The 21,529-nt window shown below is 66.4% G+C and carries 16 protein-coding genes and 1 riboswitch; of the genes, 8 read left to right on the top strand and 8 right to left on the bottom strand.

Translation table 11 applies throughout. The annotated features are described in order from the left end of the window. Nucleotides 1–74: 74 nt before the first annotated feature. Together ACEF39_RS03315 and olsF are read right to left on the bottom strand one after the other, a co-directional pair. On the bottom strand, nt 75–875 hold the full coding sequence (locus tag ACEF39_RS03315; protein WP_099820276.1) for a UDP-2,3-diacylglucosamine diphosphatase: 801 nt from the start codon (nt 873–875) through the stop codon (nt 75–77). Further along, on the bottom strand, nt 872–2,581 hold the full coding sequence (gene olsF / locus ACEF39_RS03310) for a bifunctional ornithine lipid synthase OlsF (protein WP_500286967.1): 1,710 nt from the start codon (nt 2,579–2,581) through the stop codon (nt 872–874). The genes ACEF39_RS03315 and olsF overlap by 4 nt, the downstream gene beginning before the upstream one ends. Before the next feature lie 313 nt (nt 2,582–2,894). Between olsF and metK the strand changes: the two genes are divergently transcribed. Both metK and ACEF39_RS03300 read left to right on the top strand, forming a co-directional pair. Beyond that, a complete protein-coding gene (gene metK / locus ACEF39_RS03305) occupies nt 2,895–4,106 on the top strand; it encodes a methionine adenosyltransferase (RefSeq protein WP_089238823.1) in 1,212 nt (403 codons plus the stop codon). 184 nt (nt 4,107–4,290) lie between these two features. Further along, nucleotides 4,291–4,797 carry an acyl-CoA thioesterase gene (locus tag ACEF39_RS03300; RefSeq protein ID WP_089238821.1) on the top strand — a complete coding sequence of 169 codons (507 nt, stop codon included), beginning with the start codon at nt 4,291–4,293 and terminating at the stop codon, nt 4,795–4,797. A gap of 97 nt (nt 4,798–4,894) precedes the next feature. Here ACEF39_RS03300 and ppc read toward each other — a convergent pair whose 3' ends face one another. Together ppc and ACEF39_RS03290 are read right to left on the bottom strand one after the other, a co-directional pair. Continuing rightward, entirely contained in the window at nt 4,895–7,606 is a 2,712-nt protein-coding gene (gene ppc, locus ACEF39_RS03295; RefSeq protein ID WP_500287960.1) for a phosphoenolpyruvate carboxylase, read from the bottom strand. Between the two features lie 172 nt (nt 7,607–7,778). Beyond that, complete coding sequence (locus tag ACEF39_RS03290; RefSeq protein ID WP_500286966.1) at nt 7,779–10,295, bottom strand: alpha/beta hydrolase family protein; 2,517 nt, start codon at nt 10,293–10,295, stop codon at nt 7,779–7,781. Between the two features lie 123 nt (nt 10,296–10,418). Then, a riboswitch (S-adenosyl-L-homocysteine riboswitch) is annotated at nt 10,419–10,501 on the top strand. 36 nt (nt 10,502–10,537) lie between these two features. Between ACEF39_RS03290 and ahcY the strand changes: the two genes are divergently transcribed. The 3 genes from ahcY (at nt 10,538) to ACEF39_RS03275 (ending at nt 13,200) form a co-directional block, all read left to right on the top strand. Beyond that, nucleotides 10,538–11,983 carry an adenosylhomocysteinase gene (gene ahcY / locus ACEF39_RS03285; RefSeq protein ID WP_223494250.1) on the top strand — a complete coding sequence of 482 codons (1,446 nt, stop codon included), beginning with the start codon at nt 10,538–10,540 and terminating at the stop codon, nt 11,981–11,983. Nucleotides 11,984–12,232: 249 nt separating this feature from the next. Then, the gene (gene ybaK / locus ACEF39_RS03280; protein WP_500286965.1) at nt 12,233–12,706 is read left to right on the top strand and encodes a Cys-tRNA(Pro) deacylase; all 474 of its coding nucleotides are present in this window, start codon (nt 12,233–12,235) and stop codon (nt 12,704–12,706) included. Beyond that, entirely contained in the window at nt 12,706–13,200 is a 495-nt protein-coding gene (locus ACEF39_RS03275) for a hypothetical protein (protein WP_500286964.1), read from the top strand. The genes ybaK and ACEF39_RS03275 overlap by 1 nt, the downstream gene beginning before the upstream one ends. A 68-nt stretch (nt 13,201–13,268) precedes the next feature. Here ACEF39_RS03275 and ACEF39_RS03270 read toward each other — a convergent pair whose 3' ends face one another. Further along, entirely contained in the window at nt 13,269–13,541 is a 273-nt protein-coding gene (locus tag ACEF39_RS03270) for an energy transducer TonB (RefSeq protein WP_500286963.1), read from the bottom strand. A 76-nt stretch (nt 13,542–13,617) separates the two neighbouring features. Further along, the gene (locus tag ACEF39_RS03265; protein ID WP_500286962.1) at nt 13,618–14,175 is read right to left on the bottom strand and encodes a DUF3228 family protein; all 558 of its coding nucleotides are present in this window, start codon (nt 14,173–14,175) and stop codon (nt 13,618–13,620) included. A 136-nt stretch (nt 14,176–14,311) separates the two neighbouring features. On the opposite strand from ACEF39_RS03265, the gene ACEF39_RS03260 reads away from it, so the two are divergent. The 3 genes from ACEF39_RS03260 (at nt 14,312) to ACEF39_RS03250 (ending at nt 17,353) form a co-directional block, all read left to right on the top strand. Then, complete coding sequence (locus ACEF39_RS03260) at nt 14,312–15,835, top strand: amidohydrolase family protein (protein ID WP_500286961.1); 1,524 nt, start codon at nt 14,312–14,314, stop codon at nt 15,833–15,835. 71 nt (nt 15,836–15,906) lie between these two features. Continuing rightward, a complete protein-coding gene (metF, locus tag ACEF39_RS03255) occupies nt 15,907–16,734 on the top strand; it encodes a methylenetetrahydrofolate reductase [NAD(P)H] (RefSeq protein WP_500286960.1) in 828 nt (275 codons plus the stop codon). 40 nt (nt 16,735–16,774) lie between these two features. After that, nucleotides 16,775–17,353, top strand: coding sequence for a DUF4124 domain-containing protein (locus tag ACEF39_RS03250; protein ID WP_500286959.1), 579 nt, complete (start codon nt 16,775–16,777; stop codon nt 17,351–17,353). Between the two features lie 201 nt (nt 17,354–17,554). On the opposite strand, the gene ACEF39_RS03245 is transcribed toward ACEF39_RS03250, so the two are convergent. Further along, nucleotides 17,555–18,508, bottom strand: coding sequence for a Nudix family hydrolase (locus ACEF39_RS03245; RefSeq protein ID WP_500286958.1), 954 nt, complete (start codon nt 18,506–18,508; stop codon nt 17,555–17,557). Nucleotides 18,509–18,604: 96 nt separating this feature from the next. After that, nucleotides 18,605–21,325 (bottom strand): preprotein translocase subunit SecA, encoded by a 2,721-nt coding sequence (gene secA / locus ACEF39_RS03240; RefSeq protein WP_500286957.1) that lies wholly within the window; start codon nt 21,323–21,325, stop codon nt 18,605–18,607. Between the last annotated feature and the right edge of the window lie 204 nt (nt 21,326–21,529).

The raw sequence follows: 21,529 nt of genomic DNA, 5'->3' as shown, positions 1-21,529 counted from the left end.
GAGCCGCGCCACCATTGCTCGATAGGCGCCAGTGCATTGAGCGCATCGCAATACGCGGAGAGGCCTCCGCAACGCTACGCCGCCTGCGACAACCGTGCCCCGGGCAGCTCGACCAGTGTCTGCCCATTGTGGTCCAGCAGCCGCAACGCGCCGTCGTGGTCCTCTGCCAACGCGGTCAGGCTTTCCACCCAGTCGCCGTCATTGGCGTAGACCAGACCGTCACGTTCGATCAGCGCGGCGCGGTGGATGTGTCCGCAGACGATGCCGTCCAGGCCACGCCGGCGCACATCATCCAGACCGGCCTGCACGAAGCGCTCGATGTAGCGCTCAGCGGCACCGCTCTGGCGTTTCAGGAATTCGGACAGCGACCAGTAGCGCATCCCGAGTCGACGCCGCACCGCGTTCAACAGATGGTTGCCGGTGAGGATGCGGTAGTACAGCCAGTCACCAAACCGCTCCTGCAGGCCACCGAAGTGGGTGACACCGTCATAGTCGTCGCCATGCGCAACCAGCAGCCGGCGGCCATCGGCGGTGGTGTGGATCGCGCGGCGGCGCACCTGCATCGCCGGCAGCATCAGGCCGCACACCTGGCGCAACGAAGCGTCGTGGTTGCCGGGGATGTAGATGATCTCGGTACCGGCGCGTCGCAGCGCGTGCAGGGCCAGAATGACCTCGCTGTGCGATTGCCGCCAGTTGGCGCGCCGGTGCGCCATCCACCACAGGTCGATGATGTCGCCGACCAGGTACAGGCGCTCGCAGCGCAGCGTGCCGAGAAAACGCGCCAACTCGGTGGCGTGGCAATGCCGCGACCCGAGATGAACATCGGAGACGAACACGGCGCGACGATGCGGTGCCAGGTTCGCCAGCGTGCTCATGCCGGCATCCCCGCATCGCGCAGGTAGCGTTTGCGTTTGTGTGGCCGGATCGCGTGCAGGTCGACTTCGATCAGGCCGTCGATCGAGTCGCTGAAATCCGGGTCGACGCCGAACGCCAGGAACCGTGCACCACCGGGTTCGCACAGATCGGTGTACTGACGGTACAAGGTGGGCACGCCGGTGCCGAGCGCGGCGAGGTTGGCTTTGAGCACGTCGAAGGCGGCCGCCGCATCCAGTTCGCCGAAGCACGGTGGCGCGGCGAAGTACTGGAACGGCCGGTTCGATTGCACCCGACCATCGGCCGCGCCGTAGTAACGCTGGTAATAGGCCACCAGCTGCTCGCGCGCATCGCGCGGCAAGGCCGCGCTGATCGACACCGCACCGAACAGATAGCGGATGCCGGGCTGGCATTGCAGATAAGCGCCGATGCCCTGCCACAGGTAATCCAGACTGCGGCTGCCCCAGTAATCGGGCACCACGAAGCTGCGGCCCAGTTCCAGGCCTTCGGCAATACGTGGAATGGCATCGTCGGAATAGCGGAACAGCGAAGCGCTGTAGAGCCCGGCCAGGCCCCGCCGCGCCAACGCCTGCGCGCCACGCATGATCCGGTAGGCACCGGCGATGCGCTGGGCGGTGCCATCCCAGATCACGATGTGCTGGTAGTGCAGGTCGAAGTCGTCCAGGTCGCGGCTGCGCCCCGTGCCCTCGCCCACCTGGCGGAAGGTCAGTTCGCGCAGCCGCCCCAGCTCGAGTAGCAGTGGCGACTCAGCCGCGCAGCTGGCCAGCAGGATCTGTTTGCCATCGGCGGTCTGCCCCAGCACGGTGGCAGCGGCAATCGCAACGGCGATCTGTGCAGGCGGCACCGGCGCGGCCAGCGGCTCGGGACCTGCCGGGCAGCCTTCGGCAACCGACGTAGTGCGTCCCAGCGCGTACACTGCACGGCGCACCGCCAGCAGCTGCGCGCCGGGGTCACCCTGCCCCAGCTGCATCGGTTCGCCGATGCGCAGCCGCAATGGCCGGCCACGGCGGGCGAACATCTCGCGTGCCAGCAGTGCCGTACCGGCCGGTTTGAACAGCGTCGAGGCGCCGTAGAACAGCGCCGAGTTGCGCGCTTCCACCCGCACCGGCAGTACCGGCGCGGCGGCGGCACGGGCAAAGCGGACAAAGCCCCGTTGCCAGCGACCATCGCGGATGCCGAGCAGCGACAACCGCGAGACTTCGCCGGCCGGGAACACGATCACGCACTGTTCGGCCGCCAGTGCCTGCTCCACCGCCTGCAGGCTGGTGCGCTGGACCTTGCCACCGAGGATGCGTACCGGCAGCAGCAGGTCCTGCAGCGGCCCGATCGCGCCCAGCAGATCATTGGCCACGATGCGCACGTCGCGGCGGATGCGGCCGACCGCATCCAACAGCGCCAGGGCATCCAGCGCACCGGAAGGGTGGTTGGCCACGATCAACAGCCGGCCCGTGGCCGGAATCCGCGCCAGCGCGGCGGGGTCGACGTGGTAGCGGCCCTCAATGAAGTCCAGCCCGGCGGCGACGAAGTCGAAACCGCGCACGTTGGCGTTGCGGCGCAGGAACTCTTCGATCCGGTCCATCCGCGACCAGCGTCCGACGCTGCGCAGCAGGGGCCGGGCCAGTTGGCCGCGACGGCCATGGAACCAGTCGGGATAGCGTTGTTGCAGACGCTGTTCGAGTTCCTGCATGGCGTGTCCCCTCCTGCCCGGCGGCCGGGTTGGCCGAGAGCCTGCGCCCGGGACGCGGCAGCCAGATGGCGGTTTGGCGGCAGAATGATGACGGCGCCTGCACGACCCATCCGGGCCCGGCGGGCGGCGGCAATGGTCACGCCAGTGGAACACTGCCTGTGCACGATGCCCCAGCAATGCCCGCCAGGCCTTGCCCTGCCGGGCACAACACCTTAACCACCGGCAACCCATACGGGTTCACAATGCACAGGCGGCGCACCCCGTGTATCATTCGCGGCCATCTTTCCATCCGAATCAAAGGATATTAAGCCTGATGTCCAGCTACCTCTTCACCTCCGAGTCGGTCTCTGAAGGCCATCCGGACAAGGTTGCCGACCAGATCTCCGATGCGGTGCTGGACGCGATCCTGACCCAGGACCAGCGCGCCCGTGTGGCCTGCGAGACCATGGTCAAGACCGGCGTTGCCATCGTTGCCGGCGAGATCACCACCAGCGCCTGGATCGACCTGGAAGCGCTGACCCGCAAGGTCATCGTGGACATCGGCTATGACAGCTCCGAAGTCGGCTTCGACGGCGCCACCTGCGGCGTGCTGAACCTGATCGGCAAGCAGTCCCCGCACATCGCCCAGGGCGTTGACCGCAAGAAGCCGGAAGAAATGGGCGCTGGCGACCAGGGCCTGATGTTCGGCTATGCCACCAACGAAACCGACAGCTACATGCCGGCGGCGATCCACCTGTCGCACCGCCTGGTCGAGCAGCAGGCCAAGATCCGCAAGAAGCGCAACTCGCCGCTGTCCTGGCTGCGTCCGGACGCCAAGAGCCAGGTCACCCTGCGCTATGAAAACGGCGTGGTCTCGGCCATCGACGCGGTGGTCCTGTCGACCCAGCACGCCCCGGGCATCAAGCAGAAGGACCTCATCGAGGCCGTCCGCGAAGAGATCATCAAGCCGGTGCTGCCGGCCAAGTGGCTGCACAAGGGCACCAAGTTCCACATCAACCCGACCGGCAAGTTCGAGATCGGCGGCCCGGTGGGCGACTGCGGCCTGACCGGCCGCAAGATCATCGTCGACACCTACGGCGGCTGGGCCCGTCACGGTGGTGGCGCGTTCTCCGGCAAGGACCCGTCCAAGGTCGACCGTTCGGCCGCCTACGCTGCCCGCTACGTTGCCAAGAACGTGGTTGCCGCCGGCCTGGCCGACCGTTGCGAAGTGCAGGTTTCCTACGCCATCGGCGTGGCTGAGCCGACCTCGATCTCGGTCACCACTTTCGGCACCGGCAAGATCAGCGATGACAAGATCGAGAAGCTGATCCGCAAGCACTTCGACCTGCGCCCGTACGGCATCATCAAGATGCTGGACCTGATCCACCCGATGTACCAGCAGACCGCGGCCTACGGCCACTTCGGCCGCAAGCCGAAGGAGTTCAGCTACATCAACGGCGAAGGCGAGACCGTCAACGCCACGGCCTTCTCCTGGGAGAAGACCGATCGCGCCGCCGCCCTGCGCGCCGATGCGAAGCTGAAATAAGAAGCACGAAGGGCCGCTGTAGAGCCGACTGTCAGTCGGCTGACCTTCAAGAAGGGCCGCGCAAGCGGCCCTTCTGCTTCCTGTAGAGCCGAGCCCATGCTCGGCTTTCTTTTTGTCTGCGCCAAGAGCAGCCGAGCATGGGCTCGGCTCTACACGAGCCACGCCACGCCGATACAATCGCCCCATGTCGACCGAACTCAAATCCCACCAGCTGTCCATGACCGTGCTGATGTCGCCGGAGATGGCCAATTTCTCCGGCAAGGTCCACGGCGGCGCGATCCTGCGCCTGCTCGACCAGGTCGCCTATGCCTGCGCCAGCCGCTATGCCGGCCGCTATGTGGTCACCCTGTCGGTGGACCAGGTGGTATTCCGCCAGCCGATCGCGGTCGGCGAACTGGTCACCTTCCTCGCCTCGGTGAACTACACCGGCACCTCGTCGATGGAAATCGGCGTCAAGGTGGTGGCCGAGGACATCCTCAAGCGCAGCGTGCGCCACGCCAACAGCTGCTTCTTCACCATGGTGGCGGTGGACGAGGAAGGCCGGCCGACGCCGGTTCCATCACTGCAGCCGGCAAGTTCGGACGAGAAGCGCCGCCAGGCCGCCGCGCTGATCCGCCGCCAGCTGCGCCAGGAAATGGAGCAGCGGCATCTGGAACTGCTGGCGTCGAATCCGCCGTCGCCGGAAGAATGACCTCAAACCCGGTAGTGCCGGCCGCTGGCCAGCAACCTCCTGATGCTCGGAAACAGATGCAAGGTTGCCGGCCAGCGGCCGGCACTACCACAGCGGCTCACCCGGTGTTCTGCACGCCCTGCGAAACACCATTCACGCAGGCCACCAGCGCGCGCAGCAGGTCGTCATCCTCGCGCCCGCTTTCGCGCCAGCGCTGCAGCAGGTCCACCTGCAGCACGCTGATCGGATCCACATAAGGGTTGCGCAGGCGGATCGACAGCGCCAGCCGCGCGTCGTGGTCCAGCAGGGTCTGCTGCTCCATCAGCGTCAGCAGCCAGTGCCGGGTCAGTTCCAGTTCGCGTTCGACCTGCGGGAAGAACGCATCGTGCAGCTCGCCTGACAGGCGCGAGAACTGTTCGGCGATGGTGATATCGCCCTTCGACAGCACCATCGCGATGTCATCCAGGAACGTGCGGAAGAACGGCCAGTCCCGCGCCATCTCGCGCAGCGTGGCTTCATGGCCGGCATCCACCGCCGCCTGCAGGCCGCTGCCGACGCCATACCAGCCCGGGATCACCGCGCGCGCCTGGCTCCAGGCAAACACCCACGGAATCGCACGCAGGTTGGTCAACGCCGCATCCTGGCCGAGCCGCCGCGAAGGCCGCGAGCCCAGTGTCATCCGTTCGATCACATCGATCGGCGTGGCGGTACGGAAGTAGTCCATGAAACGCGGCTGGCCGACGAACGCCCGATAGACCTCACTGCTGGAGCCGGCGACCACGTCCATCACCGGGCGCCACGCGTCCTCGCGCGGCTCGGCGGCGCGCGGGCGCAGGCTGGCGCGCAGTACCGCACCGGTGGCCTGCTCCAGCGAGCGCAGCGCCAGCGCGCGGATGCCGTACTTGCGGTGGATCACCTCGCCCTGTTCGGTCACCCGCAGGCGGCCATCGATGCTGCCGCGTGGCGAGGCATCGACTGCATGCGTGGTCTTGCCGCCGCCGCGGCTGATCGAACCGCCGCGGCCATGGAAGAAGGTCAAACGCAGGCCGGCGTCGGCCGCCACCTCCAGCAGTTCAACCTGTGCGCGTTGCAGGCCCCAGCGCGAGGCGGCAATGCCACCGTCCTTGCTGCTGTCCGAATAACCGAGCATCACCATCTGCACATCTTCACGTGCACGCAGATGCGCGCGATACACCGGATCGGCCAGCAGATCGCGCAGTGTTGCAGTGCCGCGCTTGAGGTCGTCCACGGTTTCAAACAGCGGCGCGATATCCAGCGGCACGCTGCCGGCGTCATCGACCAGTCCACCACGGCGCGCCAGCGCCAGCACCGCCAGCACATCGCCACGGTCGTGCGCCATCGAGATGATGTAGCTGCCGAGCGCGTCGCCACCATGCCGCGCACGCGCATCGGCCAATGCAGCGAACACCGCATCCAAGCGCTGGCTGCCCTCATCATCGCCAACGGGCAAGGGGGCTTCACCACTGGCATGCGGTGCCAGCAGACGTGCGCGCCCCACTGCATCCAACGCATCCCATGCCGCGTCGCCACCCAGCACTGCCGCCAGCGCGCGCGCATGCACGCTCGACTCCTGGCGCACATCCAGCCGCGCCAGATGGAAGCCGAAGGTCTTCACCCGCCACAGCAGACGCTGCACGGCGAAGCCGCCGGCATGTTCGCCACGGTTCGCACGCAGGCTGTCGAGGATCAGCTGCAGGTCATCGATCAGCTCGTCCGGGCCGGCATAGGCGCCGTCGGCATCATCCAGCGTGGCCTGCAGGCGTGCGCGCATGCGGTCGTTGAGCAACCGGTACGGCATGTCGGCATGGCGTGGCCGCGACTGCACCTGCGGCAGCAACTGCTGATAGTGCGCGACACGCGCCTGCAGTGCATCGCTCACCCCCACCCGTTCGGTGGATTGGCTGAGCAGGCTGGCCAGCTGCAGCAGTTCCTTCTGGTACTGGCCCAGCACGGCAACGCGCTGTGCATCCAGCGTGTTGCGGATGGTGTGCGCATCCACATTGGGATTGCCGTCCATGTCGCCGCCCACCCACGTGCCGAAACGCAGCAGGCGTGGCAACGGCAGCTCCTCGCCATAGGTATCGCGCAGCGCCTGCTGCAGCGATTCGTACAGCACCGGGATGACCCGGTACAGCACCTGCACCAGATAGAAGCCGACGTGTTCGCGTTCGTCGTCCACGGTTGGACGCACCGGCGAGGAATCGGTGGTCTGCCACGACGCGGTCAATGCCATGCGGAAACGTGCAGCGTCTGCGGCGGCCTCACCGGGCGTGCGCTGGCCGTCGAGGTTGTCGACCAGGCTGGCCACCATCAGCTGCTCTTTTTCCAGCAGCGCGCGGCGCACGGCCTCGGTCGGGTGCGCGGTGAACACCGGCTCGATATCGATGCGTGGCAGCCACTGTGCCAGTTCGTCCAGGCCAACGCCCTGCGCCTTCAGGTGCTGCAGGGCATCCTGCAGGCCATCGGGTTGCGGTGCGGCGGCAACGGCGCGCTGGTAGTCTCGGCGGCGGCGGATGCGATGCACGCGCTCGGCGATGTTGACCACCTGGAAGTAGGTGCTGAACGCACGCACCATGGTCTCGGCCTGCTGTGGCGCACGCCCGGCAAGGCCATCGGCCAGCTCGGACAGCGGCGCCTGGTTCTCGCGGCGGGCGATCGCACGCGTACGCACGTCCTCGACGTCATCGAGGAAAGCGGCCGACACCTGCTCGACCAGCAGGTCGCCGACCAGTGCACCGAGACGGCGCACATCGTCACGCAGGGGAAGATCGGGGGAAGCAAATTCGATACTGCTGCGGTACTCGTTCATCGGCGACGCACAGGCCTCGGTCAACGGATCCAGACCCCAAGCCTAAACCAGAACGCGTGCCGTGCTGCGATGCAAAAATGGTTTCATCTGGTAGTGCCGGCCGCTGGCCGGCAACCTCGTGGACCTGCGCAACGTGAGGTTGCCGGCCAGCGGCCGGCACTACCGGGTCTGGTCAGCGCGTCTTCTTGGCCTTGCCCTGCTGCACCGGGCCCAGGGTCTGCTCCAGCCAGCGCTCGCTTTCGGCCAGCATCGTCATGATCGATTCGCGTGCGCGGTAGGCATGCGACTCGTTCGGCAGCATCACCAGGCGGGCGGTGCCGCCCAGGCCCTTCACTGCGGCAAACATGCGTTCGCTCTGCATCGGGAACGTGCCCGAATTGTTGTCGTCCACGCCGTGGATGAAGAGGATCGGATCCTTGATCCTGTCGGCGTAGTTGAACGGCGCCATCTTCTGGTACACGTCCTGCGCCTGCCAGTAGTTGCGCTCTTCGGCCTGGAAACCAAACGGGGTCAGCGTGCGGTTGTAGGCGCCACTGCGGGCGATGCCGGCCTTGAACAGGCGGGTGTGCGCGAGCAGGTTGGCGGTCATGAAGGCACCGTAGGAATGGCCACCGATGGCGATGTGCTCGCGGTCGGTCACGCCACGCCGCACCACCTCGTCCACCGCGGCCTGCGCATTGGCCACCAGCTGTTCGATGTAGGTGTCGTTGGGCTCCTTGTCGCCTTCGCCGATGATCGGCATCGACGGGCTGGCCAGCACCACATAACCCTTGGCCAGGAACGCCTGCGGGCCCCAGTAGCTGATCGCGTTGAAGCGGTACGGCGAATCGGTCACCTGGCTGGCGGCCGCCGCGCTCTTGAACTCACCCGGGTAGGCCCACATCAGCAGCGGCCGCGGACCATCGCGCTTGGGGTCGTAGCCCGGCGGCAGCAGCAGGGTCGCGGTCAGGTCCACGCCGTCCTTGCGCTTGTAGCGGATCTGCTCCTTCTGCACACCCTTCAACTGCGGCAGCGGATGGGCGAAATGGGTCAGCGCACGCGGTGCAGCATTGGTGTCGGCCAGCGACTGCACGTAGAAGTTGGTCGGTTCATCCGGGCTTTCGCGGCTGATCAGCAGCGAACTGGCCTGCGCATCCAGCAGCGTTACCGGCGCGGCGTAGGTCGGTGCCTGCGAATGGAACAGGCGGGTCGCCTTGCCGCTGGCCACCTCGAAACGATCGACGAACGGACGGTCGCCCTCCGGCGATGCACCGGCACCGGCCAGGTACAGGCTGCCGCCATCAGCGGTGGTCTGCAGCAGCGAGCGGCCGCGGTCATCGCTGGCCATCAGCGGGCGGCCCGGATCGGCGTAGCGATCCTGCGCGTCGCGATCCCACAGCAGCCTGGCATCGGCGCTGGCGTTGTCCGGTGCGATCAGCCAGGTCTTGCTGCGGCGGGTCTTCCACCACGATTCGTTGAGCAGGGCCAGGTCGCCACGGCCCCAGCTGATGCCAGCGTAACGGCTGCCGAGCTGGGCCAGGGTCACCGGCGGCGTGTCGAACGGTGCGGCCTGCATGAACACCGCATCGCGCACCTTGGCCTCCTTGTTCGGGTCGCCGCCGTCCTGCGCTTCGGCCCACACCAAGGTGGCATCGGCATCGCCGCGCCAGCTGATGTCACGCACGCCGGTCACTTCGGCATCGTTGCCGGTCGGCAGGCCTTCCACCAGCGGGCGCACGGCCACGGTGTGCACCAGCTTGCCGGTGCTGCGGTCGAGCACTTCGATGCGGCGCGGGAAGCTGCTCACCGGCACCACGTAGGAGTACGGGCGCTGCACCGGCTGGCTGAGCACGAAGCGGCCATCGGGCGACACCGCAAAGCCCATGAAGATGCCGGCCGCACCGATGGCACGGCGCTGCCCGTCCAGGCTGACCTCCATCGGCTGGGTGGTGGCGTAGTAATCGAACTGGCGCGCGTCGGCCTCGTTCTTCAGCAGATCCTGATAGGTGCGGATCGACACCACGCCACCCCCCTGACTGGTCTGCTGCACGGCCGGGCCGGTCGGAATGCCATCCGCAGCCGGGGCGGTGCCCAGGTTGGCCGGGCGAGTGAACACCACCAGCCCACGGCTGTCCGGCAACCACTGGTAGCCACTGCCCAGAACGGTGTTCAGGTCGGCAACCAGACGACGGGCGCTGCCGACGGCCACGTCCACCAGCCACAGTTCATTGGCACCGGTAGCGGCATCGACCTGGTTGAAGGCCAGCCACTTCTGGTCCGGCGACCACGTCAGGCTGGCGATCGACAACGAGGCCGGCAACCCGCTGATCTGCCGCTCCTTGCCGTCGGCCACATTCATCAGCCACAGCTTCTGGCCGAAGCTGAAGCGGCTGTCGGAAAAGGTTTTCGGATTGATGCGCAGGCCAGCCAGTTTCAGCTCCGGCTGTGCCACCACCTGGATCGACGGCAGCGACGGCATCTGCATCAGTGCGGCCACGTCGCGGCGCGGCGACAGGAACAGCGACGGCGCCCGCGGCGCGTCGACCACCGCCTGCAGTGCGGCCGAGGGCAGCTCGTAGCCGGCCACGCCCTGCGCTTGGGGCTGTGCCGCCTGCGGTGCCGCAGCCCAGGCCTGCGGGACTACCGCCAGCAGGGCCATCGACAGCACCAGGCCAGTCAAGCGCCGGTTGCGGCGTGCGTGCGTGCTCATCATTGTTCCACCTGTTCGCTGCGTGAAGCCCTCGACCTTAACAGGCCATGCACCTCCGCCCATCTGCCGATGGTTGGGTCATCGCTGTGTCACAGCGGAGGCGCGATATAATGGGCGTCCTCCCCTGCCGAGGGGCGCTGCGACCGGATCCCCTGAGGCCGGCCAGGCTCGGCCAGGTGGCTTTGCAACAACGGCGCCCGGCCAGATGCGAGCATCCGCTCGCCCACAACCGGAGCTACTGCATGAATGCTGTTGCCAAGACCTTCTCCACCGAAGGCGATTACAAGATCCGCGACATCACCCTGGCCGACTGGGGCCGCAAGGAACTGGACATCGCCGAGCACGAGATGCCAGGCCTGATGTCGATCCGTCGCAAGCACGCCGCCACCCTGCCGCTGAAGGGCGTGCGCGTGACCGGCTCGCTGCACATGACCATCCAGACCGCAGTGCTGATCGAGACCTTGAAGGACATCGGCGCCGACGTGCGCTGGGCCTCGTGCAACATCTTCTCGACCCAGGACCACGCCGCTGCGGCGATCGCCGCCACCGGCACCCCCGTGTTCGCCTGGAAGGGCGAGTCGCTGGAAGAGTACTGGGACTGCACCCTGGACGCGCTGACCTTCACCCTGGCCGACGGCACCCTGACCGGCCCGGAACTGGTGGTCGACGACGGCGGTGACGTGACCCTGCTGATCCACAAGGGCTACGAGCTGGAAAACGGCAGCACCTGGGTCGACGAGAAAGCCGCCTCGCACGAAGAACAGGTCATCAAGAACCTGCTCAAGCGTGTGGCCAAGGAGCGTCCGGGTTACTGGGGCCGCGTGGTCAAGGACTGGAAGGGTGTTTCGGAAGAAACCACCACCGGCGTGCACCGCCTGTACCAGCTGGCGCAGGCCGGCACCCTGCTGATCCCGGCGATCAACGTCAACGACTCGGTCACCAAGAGCAAGTTCGACAACCTGTACGGCTGCCGCGAGTCGCTGGCCGATGGCCTCAAGCGCGCGATGGACGTGATGCTGGCCGGCAAGGTCGCCGTGGTCTGCGGCTACGGTGACGTGGGCAAGGGCTGCGCCGCCTCGCTGCGTGCCTACGGCGCGCGCGTGGTGGTCACCGAGATCGACCCGATCTGCGCGCTGCAGGCGGCGATGGAAGGCTTCGAGGTCAACACCATCGAATCGACCCTGGGCCGTGCCGACCTGTACGTCACCACCACCGGCAACAAGGACATCATCCGCATCGAGCACCTGAGCGCGATGAAGGACCAGGCGATCGTCTGCAACATCGGCCACTTCGACAACGAGATCCAGGTCGATGCGCTGGTCGCCTTCCCGGGCGTGAAGCACGTCAACATCAAGCCGCAGGTGGACAAGTACATCTTCCCGAACGGCAACGCGATCTTCCTGCTGGCCGAAGGCCGCCTGGTGAACCTGGGCTGCGCCACCGGCCACCCGAGCTTCGTGATGTCCAACTCGTTCGCCAACCAGACCCTGGCCCAGATCGACCTGTGGGCCAACAAGGGCACCTACGAGAACAAGGTGTACCTGCTGCCGAAGAAGCTGGACGAAGAAGTGGCCCGCCTGCACCTGGAAAAGATCGGCGTGAAGCTGACCACCCTGAGCCAGGAACAGGCCGACTACATCGGCGTGCCGGTGGAAGGTCCGTTCAAGCCGGATCATTACCGCTACTGATGCCGTGCGCGGGGTCGGATCCCTTTCCGCAGGAAAGGGCTCTGACCCCAGCAACGGATGCACACGGACGGGCGCCTTCGGGCGCCCGTTCTGCGTTGCTGCGCTGGCGTTCCACATCCACGCATGGCGTGGATCTACTGCATGTATCGCCCGACCCAGTAGATCCACGCCATGCGTGGATGCTGTTCGCCGGCCACCCGCAGTAGTCTCAGTCAAGGCAACCCGCCCGCTGCGCGCTACGATTCCCCCATGACTCCGGCCATCAACCTGCTCAAGCGCGAGAAGATCACGCATACCGTGCACAGCTACATGCACGATGCCCATGCTGAATCCTACGGCGGCGAGGCCGTCGAAAAGCTGGGCCTGGACCCGGCACAGGTATTCAAGACGCTGCTGGCCAGCACCGAAACGCACGAACTGCTCGTTGCCATCGTGCCGGTGGCCGGCCAGCTTGATCTGAAAGCACTGGCCGAGGCGGCCGGCTGCAAGAAGTGCGAGATGGCCGCCGTCGATGCCGCGCAGCGCGCAACCGGCTATCTGGTCGGCGGCATCAGCCCGCTTGGGCAGAAGAAGCGCCTGCGCAGTTTTCTCGACGCCAGCGCGCAGGCACTGCCCACCCTGCACGTCAGCGCGGGACGGCGTGGCCTGGAAGTGGAGCTGGCACCGGCCGACCTGCTGCACCTGACCGGCGGCCACTACGCCGTGATCGGCAGGCCCCGTTGATGCGCTGGCCCTGGTCCACATCGCCGCCACCGCGGCTGGACGACCCGCAGGCCGATGTGCTGCTGCAGGATCTGCTGTCGCGCGATGCCAGTCGTATCCATGCCGCCAGCAGCCGCCTGGCACGGTTGTTCAGCGCTACGACGCTGGATGCGCTGGCGTCGCAGACCGAGCGGATCGAGCAGGCCTGCGAAGGCGTGAAGCTCGGCGGTGCGCTGGTCAGCAACGATGTGCACCTGCAAGCCGCACTGCGCCGCCTGCGTTATTGGCGTGATCGCAAAGGCTGCCTGTGCGCGCTGTATCCGGATTACCTGTTCTTCGACCCACGCCGGCTCATCGAGCAGGGGCATGTGCGGCTGCTGGAACAGGGCGTGGCCGAGGATGGCTGGGGCGACCGCCATCGGGTGGCCTGCACCTGCTGCGGCCAGCACTGGGATGCCACCGACCGCGAGTACCACTACCCGTGGTGGGAGTGGATCGTTGTGACCGATGATTGAAGCCACGCATGGCGTGGCGCTACTGCGGTATCGCGCAGATCAATACCATGCGCGGGCGCGCATGGTCGCTACTCCACCAGTTCATACCGCATGGGCACGCGTGCGATGCCCAACTCAGGCACCGTACTCTTCGTATCCGTGCGGATGAAATGCCAGCTGCGCAACTCTTCCGCCGCCGCCTCATCCAGCAGCGCATGGCCGCTGGACGTCTCGACAACCACAGCGGCAACCTTCCCCTGCGCAGAACAGGCCGTCTCAGCGCCAGGCGTTGCCGCCAGCACCCCGGCAGCCTGCAGCATGCCTGCCGGCTGCAGCGGAATAATCCTTGTCCCGATACCCATGCCCCGCCCTCCGTGCGTTTGCCTGGCCGATCATAGGGCAGTCGCGCATGGCGTTGCGCTATGGGCCCTTATGCATTCATGGCCGCCAGTTGGCGTTGCTCTCCCAGAACGCCACCGCGCGCTGATACGCCTCGCGATCAAGCGGCACGCCCGAGCCCCCCTCGTCCACGCCCAGCGCATTGCGCATCATGGTGATCGGCGCCATCGGCACTTCTTCCGGCTCGGCGGTATAGATGCAGCCGACGATGCCCCAGTCCGCATCGATGGGTGAACCTTCCTTGGCCAGCTGCTCGGCGCTGTACAGGATCACCACCAGATAATTGGCCCGTGGCGATTCCACGCCCTCGAACCAGCGCACCAGCACCGGCAGTTCCTCACGGTTGCGCGCCTCGTAGCCGCTGCGCAGCAGGTGCCGGTTGGCCTCGGTGACCGGCACGGTCAGGCAGCGCGTGCTGGTCCAGTTTTCATAGACGAACAGCTTGCAGAACGGTGCATAGCCATCGAGCACCTTCAGCGGCGGGTGCGCGTTGAGATGCGCCTGGAACTGCTCGGCGCTGCAGTCCTGGATGGTGTTGGCGCGCGGTACGCGCGGGAACAGACGGGGGCGGGCGAAATCGGTGAGGACGATGGACATGGCGCGGCGTGATCGAAGAATCCGCTGCACAGGGTAACCGCCACCGGCGGTGCAAGGGGAGCAGGCCGAGAGTCACTGGCATCCGAACCGGACTTGCCCCACCCTGCCTTCAACCGACCGCAGGGATTGCAGGCTCATGGATGCAGCACGCGCGTTGTTCTCCTTCCGCCGACCACATCGCGCTCGCCTGCTGAAGGTATTGGCGGTCGTACTACTCGCCCCGCCTCTGCTGTTTGCCGCCGCCCTGTTCTGGCCGTTGACTGCTCCACCGCTGCCAGACACTGGCAGCAGCCGGGTGATCATCAATGCGCGGGTGGTGGACGTACAGAACGGCCTCGCCGGCGAACCCACCACCGTCACTGTGCGCGATGGCATCATCACCGCGATCGGCGATGGCCCTCGCGATGCCACCCTGCACGTATTCGACGCCGGCGGCCGCTGGCTGCTGCCGGGCTTCTGGGACATGCACACCCACGCGCTGCAGCTGTCACCGCAACTGCAGTTCCCGTTGATGCTGGCCAACGGCATCACCGGCACCCGCGACATGATGGACTGCCCGCAGCAGACCGATCCGCTGATCGCCTGCGTCGCCGACAAGCGTCGCTGGAATGCACAGGCCATCGCTGGCACGTTGACCGCGCCGCGCTTCGTGCAGGTGGCCAGCTTCTACTTCGAAGACCCTGCACTGGCACCACAGGACGCCGTCCGTCGCGCGCATGAGTACGCCGAGCGCGGCGTGGATGCACTGAAGGTCTACAACCGACTACGCCCGGATACCTACCAACGACTGGCTGCCGAGGCCCGGCAACTGCATCGTCCACTGGTGGGCCATCTGCCCAAGGCGGTAGCACTGGAAGAAGCACTGCTGGCCGGTCAGCACAGCTTTGAGCACGCGCATCTGTTCGTTCGTCACTGCTCGGATACCGCAGCTGCATGGCGCAGCGGCGCGCTGGATGAAGAAGACCCTACCGCGCTGGCCGAGCGCATGGTGGGCAGCTACGAGGCGGCAACGTGCAACACCGCCTTCACGCTGATGCAGGCCAGGGGCAGTGCATTCGTGCCTACCCATGTCACCCGCGAGGAGGACGCCCGCGCGCGCGATCCGGCCTTCATCGATGACCCGCGACTGGCCTACCTCGATCCGCTTTCACGCTGGGCCTGGCGCGACGACCTGCACGCCACGGCCACCCGCTATCCCGGCCAACGTGGAGAGCGCGCGCTGCAAGCCTATTTCAATCATGGCTTGGCACTGACCAGCGCTGCGCACCGCGCAGGGGTTCCGGTGCTGGTGGGCACCGACACCGGGCTTGGCGGCTTCCGCTATCACGATGAACTGCAACTGCTGCACCGGGCCGGCCTCAGCCAGGCCGACGTGCTGCGCGCAGCCACGCTGCACGCTGCGCAGCACCTCCACCTGCAGGCCCGGCATGGCAGTGTCGAGGTCGGCAAGGCGGCCGATCTTGTACTGCTCGACGGCAATCCTTTGCTGGACATCGGCAACAGCCGGCGCGTGCATGCGGTGCTGCTGGCCGGCAACCTGTACGACCGGCCGCGGCTGGATGCACTGCTGGCCTATGCCCGCTCGCAGGCACGTTCACCTGCAGTCATGGCGCGGCTGCTGTGGGGATTTGTGACCAGTCCGGTCAGCGCCGAACTGTAGCGGTCCGTATTTTTTACATCCATCTCGATGAAGCGATATACTGATCCGCACCCGATGCCGCCGCCCGTGCCATGACCGCCATCAGCTTCGAGTTCTATCCGCCCAAGACCGACGAACAGCGCACCCAGCTGGACCGTGCCGCGGCCAGGCTGAAGGCCTATGCCCCCGAGTACGTGTCCTGTACCTTCGGCGCCGGTGGCTCGACCCTCAGCTACACCTCCGAGACCGTGCGCCATCTCAACCAGCACCATGGCTTCGATGCGGCACCGCATCTGTCCTGCGTCGGCGGCACCCGCCAGGAGATCCGCGAGCTGCTCAAGCTGTACCGTGCCATCGGCTGCCGGCGCCTGGTCGCGCTGCGCGGCGACCTCCCTTCGGGCATGGGCTTCCCGGGCGACATGCGCTACGCCTCCGAACTGATCGCCTTCATCCGCGCCGAGCATGGCGATGCCTTCCGCATCGAAGTGGGCGCGTATCCGGAAACGCACCCGCAGGCACAGGACGCCTTGCTCGACCTGAAGCACTTCAAGGCCAAGATCGACGCTGGTGCCGATGCGGCCATCACCCAGTACTTCTTCAACCCCGATGCCTACTTCCACTTCGTCGAGGAAGTGCAGCGGCTCGGCGTGCAGGTGCCGATCACCCCGGGCATCATGCCGATCTCCAACTTCAGCCAGCTGCGCCGCTTCTCCGAACAGTGCGGTGCGGAAATCCCGCGCTGGATCAGCCGCAAGATGCAGGCCTACGGTGACGACGCCGAATCGGTGCGCGCGTTTGGCGCCGAAGTGGTAGCCAAGCTGTGCCAGCGCCTGGTTGAAGGCGGCGCACCGGGCCTGCACTTCTACACGTTGAACCTGGCCAAGCCGACGGTCTCGGTACTGAAGCTGCTGCGCGGCTGAAAAGTACGCTGCGTGTCGCAATCGGCGCTACGCTGCGTCGATGAAGGTCGTCCTGTCCCTGTTGCTGCTCCTGCTGCTGCCCGGCATCTGCGCCATCGCGCAGGCGCAGCCCACGCGTTTGAACCGCTGCACCGATCCGCAGGGGCAAAGTGTCTATACCGACCGCCCGTGCGACAGCCTGGGTGCGCAGTCCCGGCGCCCACCGCCGGCGCCTTCCGGCAATACCCTGCAACGCGACAGCCTCGGCAGCAGCTGTCCGCGCCGCTTGAGTGAACTGGTGCAGGCCCTGCACACGGCGGTCAGCATCGGTGATGTGAACCGGCTTTCTTCGCTGTACCTGTGGGGCGCGGTATCCGATGCCGGCGCACAGCGGATTCTTGGCCAGCTGGAATCGGTGGTGCGGCGGCCGCTGGTGGACGTGGTGCCGGTGTATCCGCGGCAGGCACCGGATGAGGGCCAGGACATCGCCGCGCAGGATTCGGAAACGGTGCCGGTAGCGACTGCGCGACGACATCCGGTCGGGTTGCGGTTGGAGCAGACCCTGCCGGGCAGCGCCACGCGCGCGGCGACCGTGCTTGGGCTGCGGCGGCAATATGGATGTTTCTGGATTACGTTGTGAATGGGTTGAGCTGAGTGCCATCCACGTATGGCGTGGATCTACTGGTCCGTGCGTGGCGTGGGTCTGCTCATCCACGCGTGGCGTGGATCTACTGCCTGCGGTGAGGGGTCGGTTCCCTTTCCAGCGGAAAGGGCTCCGACCCCGGATTCGAGCGAGGAGGTCAGAGCCCCGCATTGCGGGGATCCGACCCCCTGTATGGCGCTACGCCGGCCACAGTCCGCGGATGGCGGCGATACCCTGCCCGCCATGACGGCGTGCCTCGATCACGTGCTGCGGCGTCATGCCGCCGAGCGCGTAGATCGGCAGCGAGACCTGCGCGCGCATCGCAGCGAAGGCTTCCCACCCCAACGGCACGGTATCGGGATGGCTGGCAGTGGCCCGCACCGGCCCCAGCACGGCGAAGTCGCAGCCGAGCCGCTGTGCCGCCAACAGCTGTTCAAGGTCGTGGCAGGAGGCCGCCACCATCTGCCCGGCCGGCAGCGGCCGTTCCTGCAGTGACTGCAACTGCTCGCTGCCCAGGTGCACGCCGACGCCAAGGGACCGGGCCAGTTCAATATCGCGGTTGAGCAGCCACTGCACGCCGCGCCGATGCGCGCGTACGGCCTGCTCGATCATGCCCTGCCGCTGCGGATGCTCGGCGGGCAGGCGCAGCTGGATGCGTTGCTGCCCCGAAGCCACCGCCTGCTGCAGCTGGCCGTGCCAACGCTGCAGGGCACCCTCATCGGTATCCGGCGCTGGTGTGATCAGGTAGCAGTCCGGCTGGCGCAGCACGGCCACCACCGGCAGGTCGGCCGGCGGCATGGAATAGCGGGCCAGCTTGTCCGGCGCCACCCAGGTGATGGCCTGGCCCTCACGTCCACGCGGGGTGCCCTTCCAGCTGCGTACGTGACGCACCTCCAGGGTCAGGTCCTTGTCCGGGTAGCGCTGCGGCACGTCCATGATCCACTCGCCCACCTCGGCCTCGATGCCCAGCTCCTCGTGCAGTTCGCGCGCCAGCGCCTGCTCGGAGGTCTCACCGGGCTCGCGCTTGCCGCCCGGGAATTCCCAGAGGCCGGCCATGTCGCGGCTTTCGGTACGGCGGTTGAGCAGGATACGGCCGCGGGCGTCAGTGATGACGGCGGCTACGACGTGGATCGATCGTTTCGGGGAAGGCATGGGGGGAGCATGCCGAAAACCGGGGCACCGGCGCAATCGCCGGGTGCTTCAAGGCCCAGAACAGGAAAGCCCCGCTTTCGCGGGGCTCTCCGGGGGTCAGCTCAGCTGGCCGTGGCAGTGCTTGTACTTCTTGCCGCTGCCGCACGGGCACGGATCGTTGCGACCGATCTTCGGCTCGTCACGCTGCACCTGACCGACGCCCTGCATCTCGTCCACTTCCTCGACCGCGCTGTAGCTGCCGGTGTCCTGGTGCTGGAACTGCGACTGCTTCAGGCGGGCTTCCACCTGCTGCCGCTCGGCCGCTTCCAGTGCCTGCACTTCCTCGTCGCTGCGGATGCGCACGCGGGCCAGCAGGGTCACCACTTCGCGCTTGACGTTCTCCAGCATGTCCGAGAACAGCTCAAAGGCTTCCTTCTTGTATTCCTGCTTCGGCTGCTTCTGCGCATAACCGCGCAGGTAGATGCCCTGGCGCAGGTAATCCATGCGGGCCAGGTGCTCCTTCCAGCTCTGGTCGAGCACGGTCAGCATCACGTGCTTCTCCAGCGCGCGCATGGTCTCTTCGCCCACACCCGCTTCCTTCTCGGCGAAGTGCTGGTTGATGCGTTCCTGCACCTTGGCGGTGATGCCTTCGGCGTCCAGTTCCTCGTGCGACTTGACCAGATCGGTCAGCGACATGTCCACACCGAAGTCCGACTGCAGGGTGCCTTCCAGGCCACGCAGGTCCCACTGTTCGTCCACCGAGTTCGGCGGCACGAAGCGGGCGACGATGTCGAAGATCACGTCGTCGCGGATGCCATCGACGTTGTCCTTCACCGACTCGGCGTCAAGCAGTTCGTCGCGCTGGGCGTAGATCACCTTGCGCTGGTCGTTGTTGACGTCGTCGAAATCCAGCAGGTTCTTGCGGATGTCGAAGTTGTGGGCCTCGACCTTGCGCTGCGCCTTTTCAATCTGGCGGCTGACCAGGCGGTCCTCGATGACGTCGTCTTCCTTCATGCCCATCATGCGCATGGCCTTCTGCACCCAGTCGGAGGCGAAGATGCGCATCAGGTTGTCTTCCAGCGACAGGTAGAAACGGGACGAACCCGGGTCACCCTGGCGGCCCGAACGGCCACGCAGCTGGTTGTCGATACGACGCGATTCGTGGCGCTCGGTGCCGACGATGTGCAGGCCGCCCGCAGCCTTGACTGCGTCATGGCGCTTCTGCCATTCGGCCTTGATCGCCGCCTTCTGCTCGTCGGTCGCGCCTTCGCCCAGCTCGTGGATTTCCGCTTCCAGCGAACCGCCCAGCACGATGTCGGTACCACGACCGGCCATGTTGGTGGCGATGGTCACGGCGGCCGGACGACCGGCGTTGGCGACGATGGTCGCTTCGCGGTCGTGCTGCTTGGCGTTGAGTACTTCGTGCGTCACTCCCGCCTTGCGCAGGTGCTCGGACAGCATTTCCGAGGTTTCAATCGAGGTGGTACCCACCAGCACCGGCTGGCCGCGCTTGGCGCACTCTTCGATGTCGGCCAGCACCGCGTTGAACTTGCCCTTGCGGTTGAGGAACACCTGGTCCGGGCTGTCCTTGCGGATGGTCGGACGGTTGGTCGGGATCACCACCACTTCCAGACCGTAGATGCTCTGGAACTCGAACGCTTCGGTATCGGCCGTACCGGTCATGCCGGACAGCTTCTTGTACATGCGGAACAGGTTCTGGAAGGTGATGCTGGCCAGCGTCTGGTTCTCGCGCTGGACCGGCACGCCTTCCTTCGCTTCGACCGCCTGGTGCAGGCCATCGGACCAGCGGCGGCCGGCCAGGGTACGGCCGGTGAATTCGTCGACGATGACCACTTCGCCATCGCGCACGATGTAGTCCACATCACGCTGGTAGATGGCGTGCGCGCGCAGGGCGGCGTTGAGGTGGTGGACCACGGTCAGGTTCTGCGCCGCGTACAGGCCTTCGGTCTCGGCATCGAGGATGCCCGCTTCCACCAGCAGCTGTTCGGCGTGCTCCATGCCCGCTTCGGACAGGTGCACCTGCTTGCCCTTCTCATCGACCCAGAAGTCGCCCTCACCGTCCTCCGCTTCCTGCTTGACCAGGTTCGGCACGATGCGGTTGACGCGGATGTACAGCTCCGGGGAATCATCGGCCGGGCCGGAGATGATCAGCGGGGTACGCGCTTCGTCGATCAGGATGGAGTCGACTTCGTCGACGATGGCGTAGTGCAGGCCGCGCTGGTAGCGGTCGGCCTTGGACAGCGCCATGTTGTCGCGCAGGTAGTCGAAACCGAATTCGTTGTTGGTGCCGTAGGTGATGTCCGAACCATAGGCTTCACGCTTGTCGCTGTGCGGCATGCCCGGGTAGACCACGCCCACGCTCAGGCCCAGCCAGTTGTACAGCTTGCCCATCTGCGCGGCATCGCGGCGGGCCAGGTAGTCGTTCACGGTGACCACGTGCACGCCCTTGCCTTCCAGCGCGTTGAGGTACACCGGCAGGGTTGCCACCAGGGTCTTGCCTTCACCGGTGCGCATTTCTGCGATCTTGCCCAGGTGAAGCACCATGCCGCCGATCAGCTGCACGTCGTAGTGGCGCATGCCCAGCACGCGGCGACCGGCCTCGCGGCAGACCGCGAACGCTTCCGGCAGCACCTTGTCCAGGGCTTCACCAGCGGCGATGCGCTGCTTGAACTCCGGCGTCTTGGCCTGCAGCTGCTCGTCGGAAAGCTTCTCGATCTCCGGCTCCAGCGCATTGATCTTGGCGACGATGCGGTTGAGCTGGCGCAGCTGTCGTTCATTACGACTGCCAAATACGCGGGTAAGCAGGCTGTTGATCATTGAGGGAACCGGGTTGGATGGAAATGCCGCACGGCTCCGGGAAGGATCCGTCCGCCGCAAACGAATCAGGGCGCCTGGCGCCCTGTCGATGGCAACACCCATTGTAGCTTGGGATGGGCGGCAGGGGTTTCAACCCTGCATCAAGCGCCATCGGGTCGCAATCGTCGCGGAATCATCCGGATCGGGTCAGAGCCCTTCCGCGGC

Origin of the sequence: Stenotrophomonas indicatrix (assembly GCA_041545745.1) — a bacterium.
Lineage (GTDB): Bacteria > Pseudomonadota > Gammaproteobacteria > Xanthomonadales > Xanthomonadaceae > Stenotrophomonas > Stenotrophomonas indicatrix_A.
Note: the sequence above shows the minus strand (reverse complement) of the source record. Positions and strands in the feature narration are given on the sequence as shown.

Excerpts from the sequence above, each read along its gene's own strand:
- olsF (WP_500286967.1), bottom strand. The coding sequence starts at position 2,581 with ATGCAGGAACTCGAACAGCGTCTGCAACAACGCTATCCCGACTGGTTC.
- ppc (WP_500287960.1), bottom strand. The coding sequence starts at position 7,606 with ATGAACGAGTACCGCAGCAGTATCGAATTTGCTTCCCCCGATCTTCCC.
- ACEF39_RS03250 (WP_500286959.1), top strand. The coding sequence starts at position 16,775 with ATGAAGGTCGTCCTGTCCCTGTTGCTGCTCCTGCTGCTGCCCGGCATC.
- ACEF39_RS03275 (WP_500286964.1), top strand. The coding sequence starts at position 12,706 with ATGCGCTGGCCCTGGTCCACATCGCCGCCACCGCGGCTGGACGACCCG.
- ACEF39_RS03300 (WP_089238821.1), top strand. The coding sequence starts at position 4,291 with ATGTCGACCGAACTCAAATCCCACCAGCTGTCCATGACCGTGCTGATG.
- ACEF39_RS03245 (WP_500286958.1), bottom strand. The coding sequence starts at position 18,508 with ATGCCTTCCCCGAAACGATCGATCCACGTCGTAGCCGCCGTCATCACT.
- metK (WP_089238823.1), top strand. The coding sequence starts at position 2,895 with ATGTCCAGCTACCTCTTCACCTCCGAGTCGGTCTCTGAAGGCCATCCG.
- ACEF39_RS03290 (WP_500286966.1), bottom strand. The coding sequence starts at position 10,295 with ATGAGCACGCACGCACGCCGCAACCGGCGCTTGACTGGCCTGGTGCTG.
- ACEF39_RS03270 (WP_500286963.1), bottom strand. The coding sequence starts at position 13,541 with ATGGGTATCGGGACAAGGATTATTCCGCTGCAGCCGGCAGGCATGCTG.
- ahcY (WP_223494250.1), top strand. The coding sequence starts at position 10,538 with ATGAATGCTGTTGCCAAGACCTTCTCCACCGAAGGCGATTACAAGATC.
- ACEF39_RS03260 (WP_500286961.1), top strand. The coding sequence starts at position 14,312 with ATGGATGCAGCACGCGCGTTGTTCTCCTTCCGCCGACCACATCGCGCT.
- secA (WP_500286957.1), bottom strand. The coding sequence starts at position 21,325 with ATGATCAACAGCCTGCTTACCCGCGTATTTGGCAGTCGTAATGAACGA.
- ybaK (WP_500286965.1), top strand. The coding sequence starts at position 12,233 with ATGACTCCGGCCATCAACCTGCTCAAGCGCGAGAAGATCACGCATACC.
- ACEF39_RS03315 (WP_099820276.1), bottom strand. The coding sequence starts at position 875 with ATGAGCACGCTGGCGAACCTGGCACCGCATCGTCGCGCCGTGTTCGTC.
- ACEF39_RS03265 (WP_500286962.1), bottom strand. The coding sequence starts at position 14,175 with ATGTCCATCGTCCTCACCGATTTCGCCCGCCCCCGTCTGTTCCCGCGC.
- metF (WP_500286960.1), top strand. The coding sequence starts at position 15,907 with ATGACCGCCATCAGCTTCGAGTTCTATCCGCCCAAGACCGACGAACAG.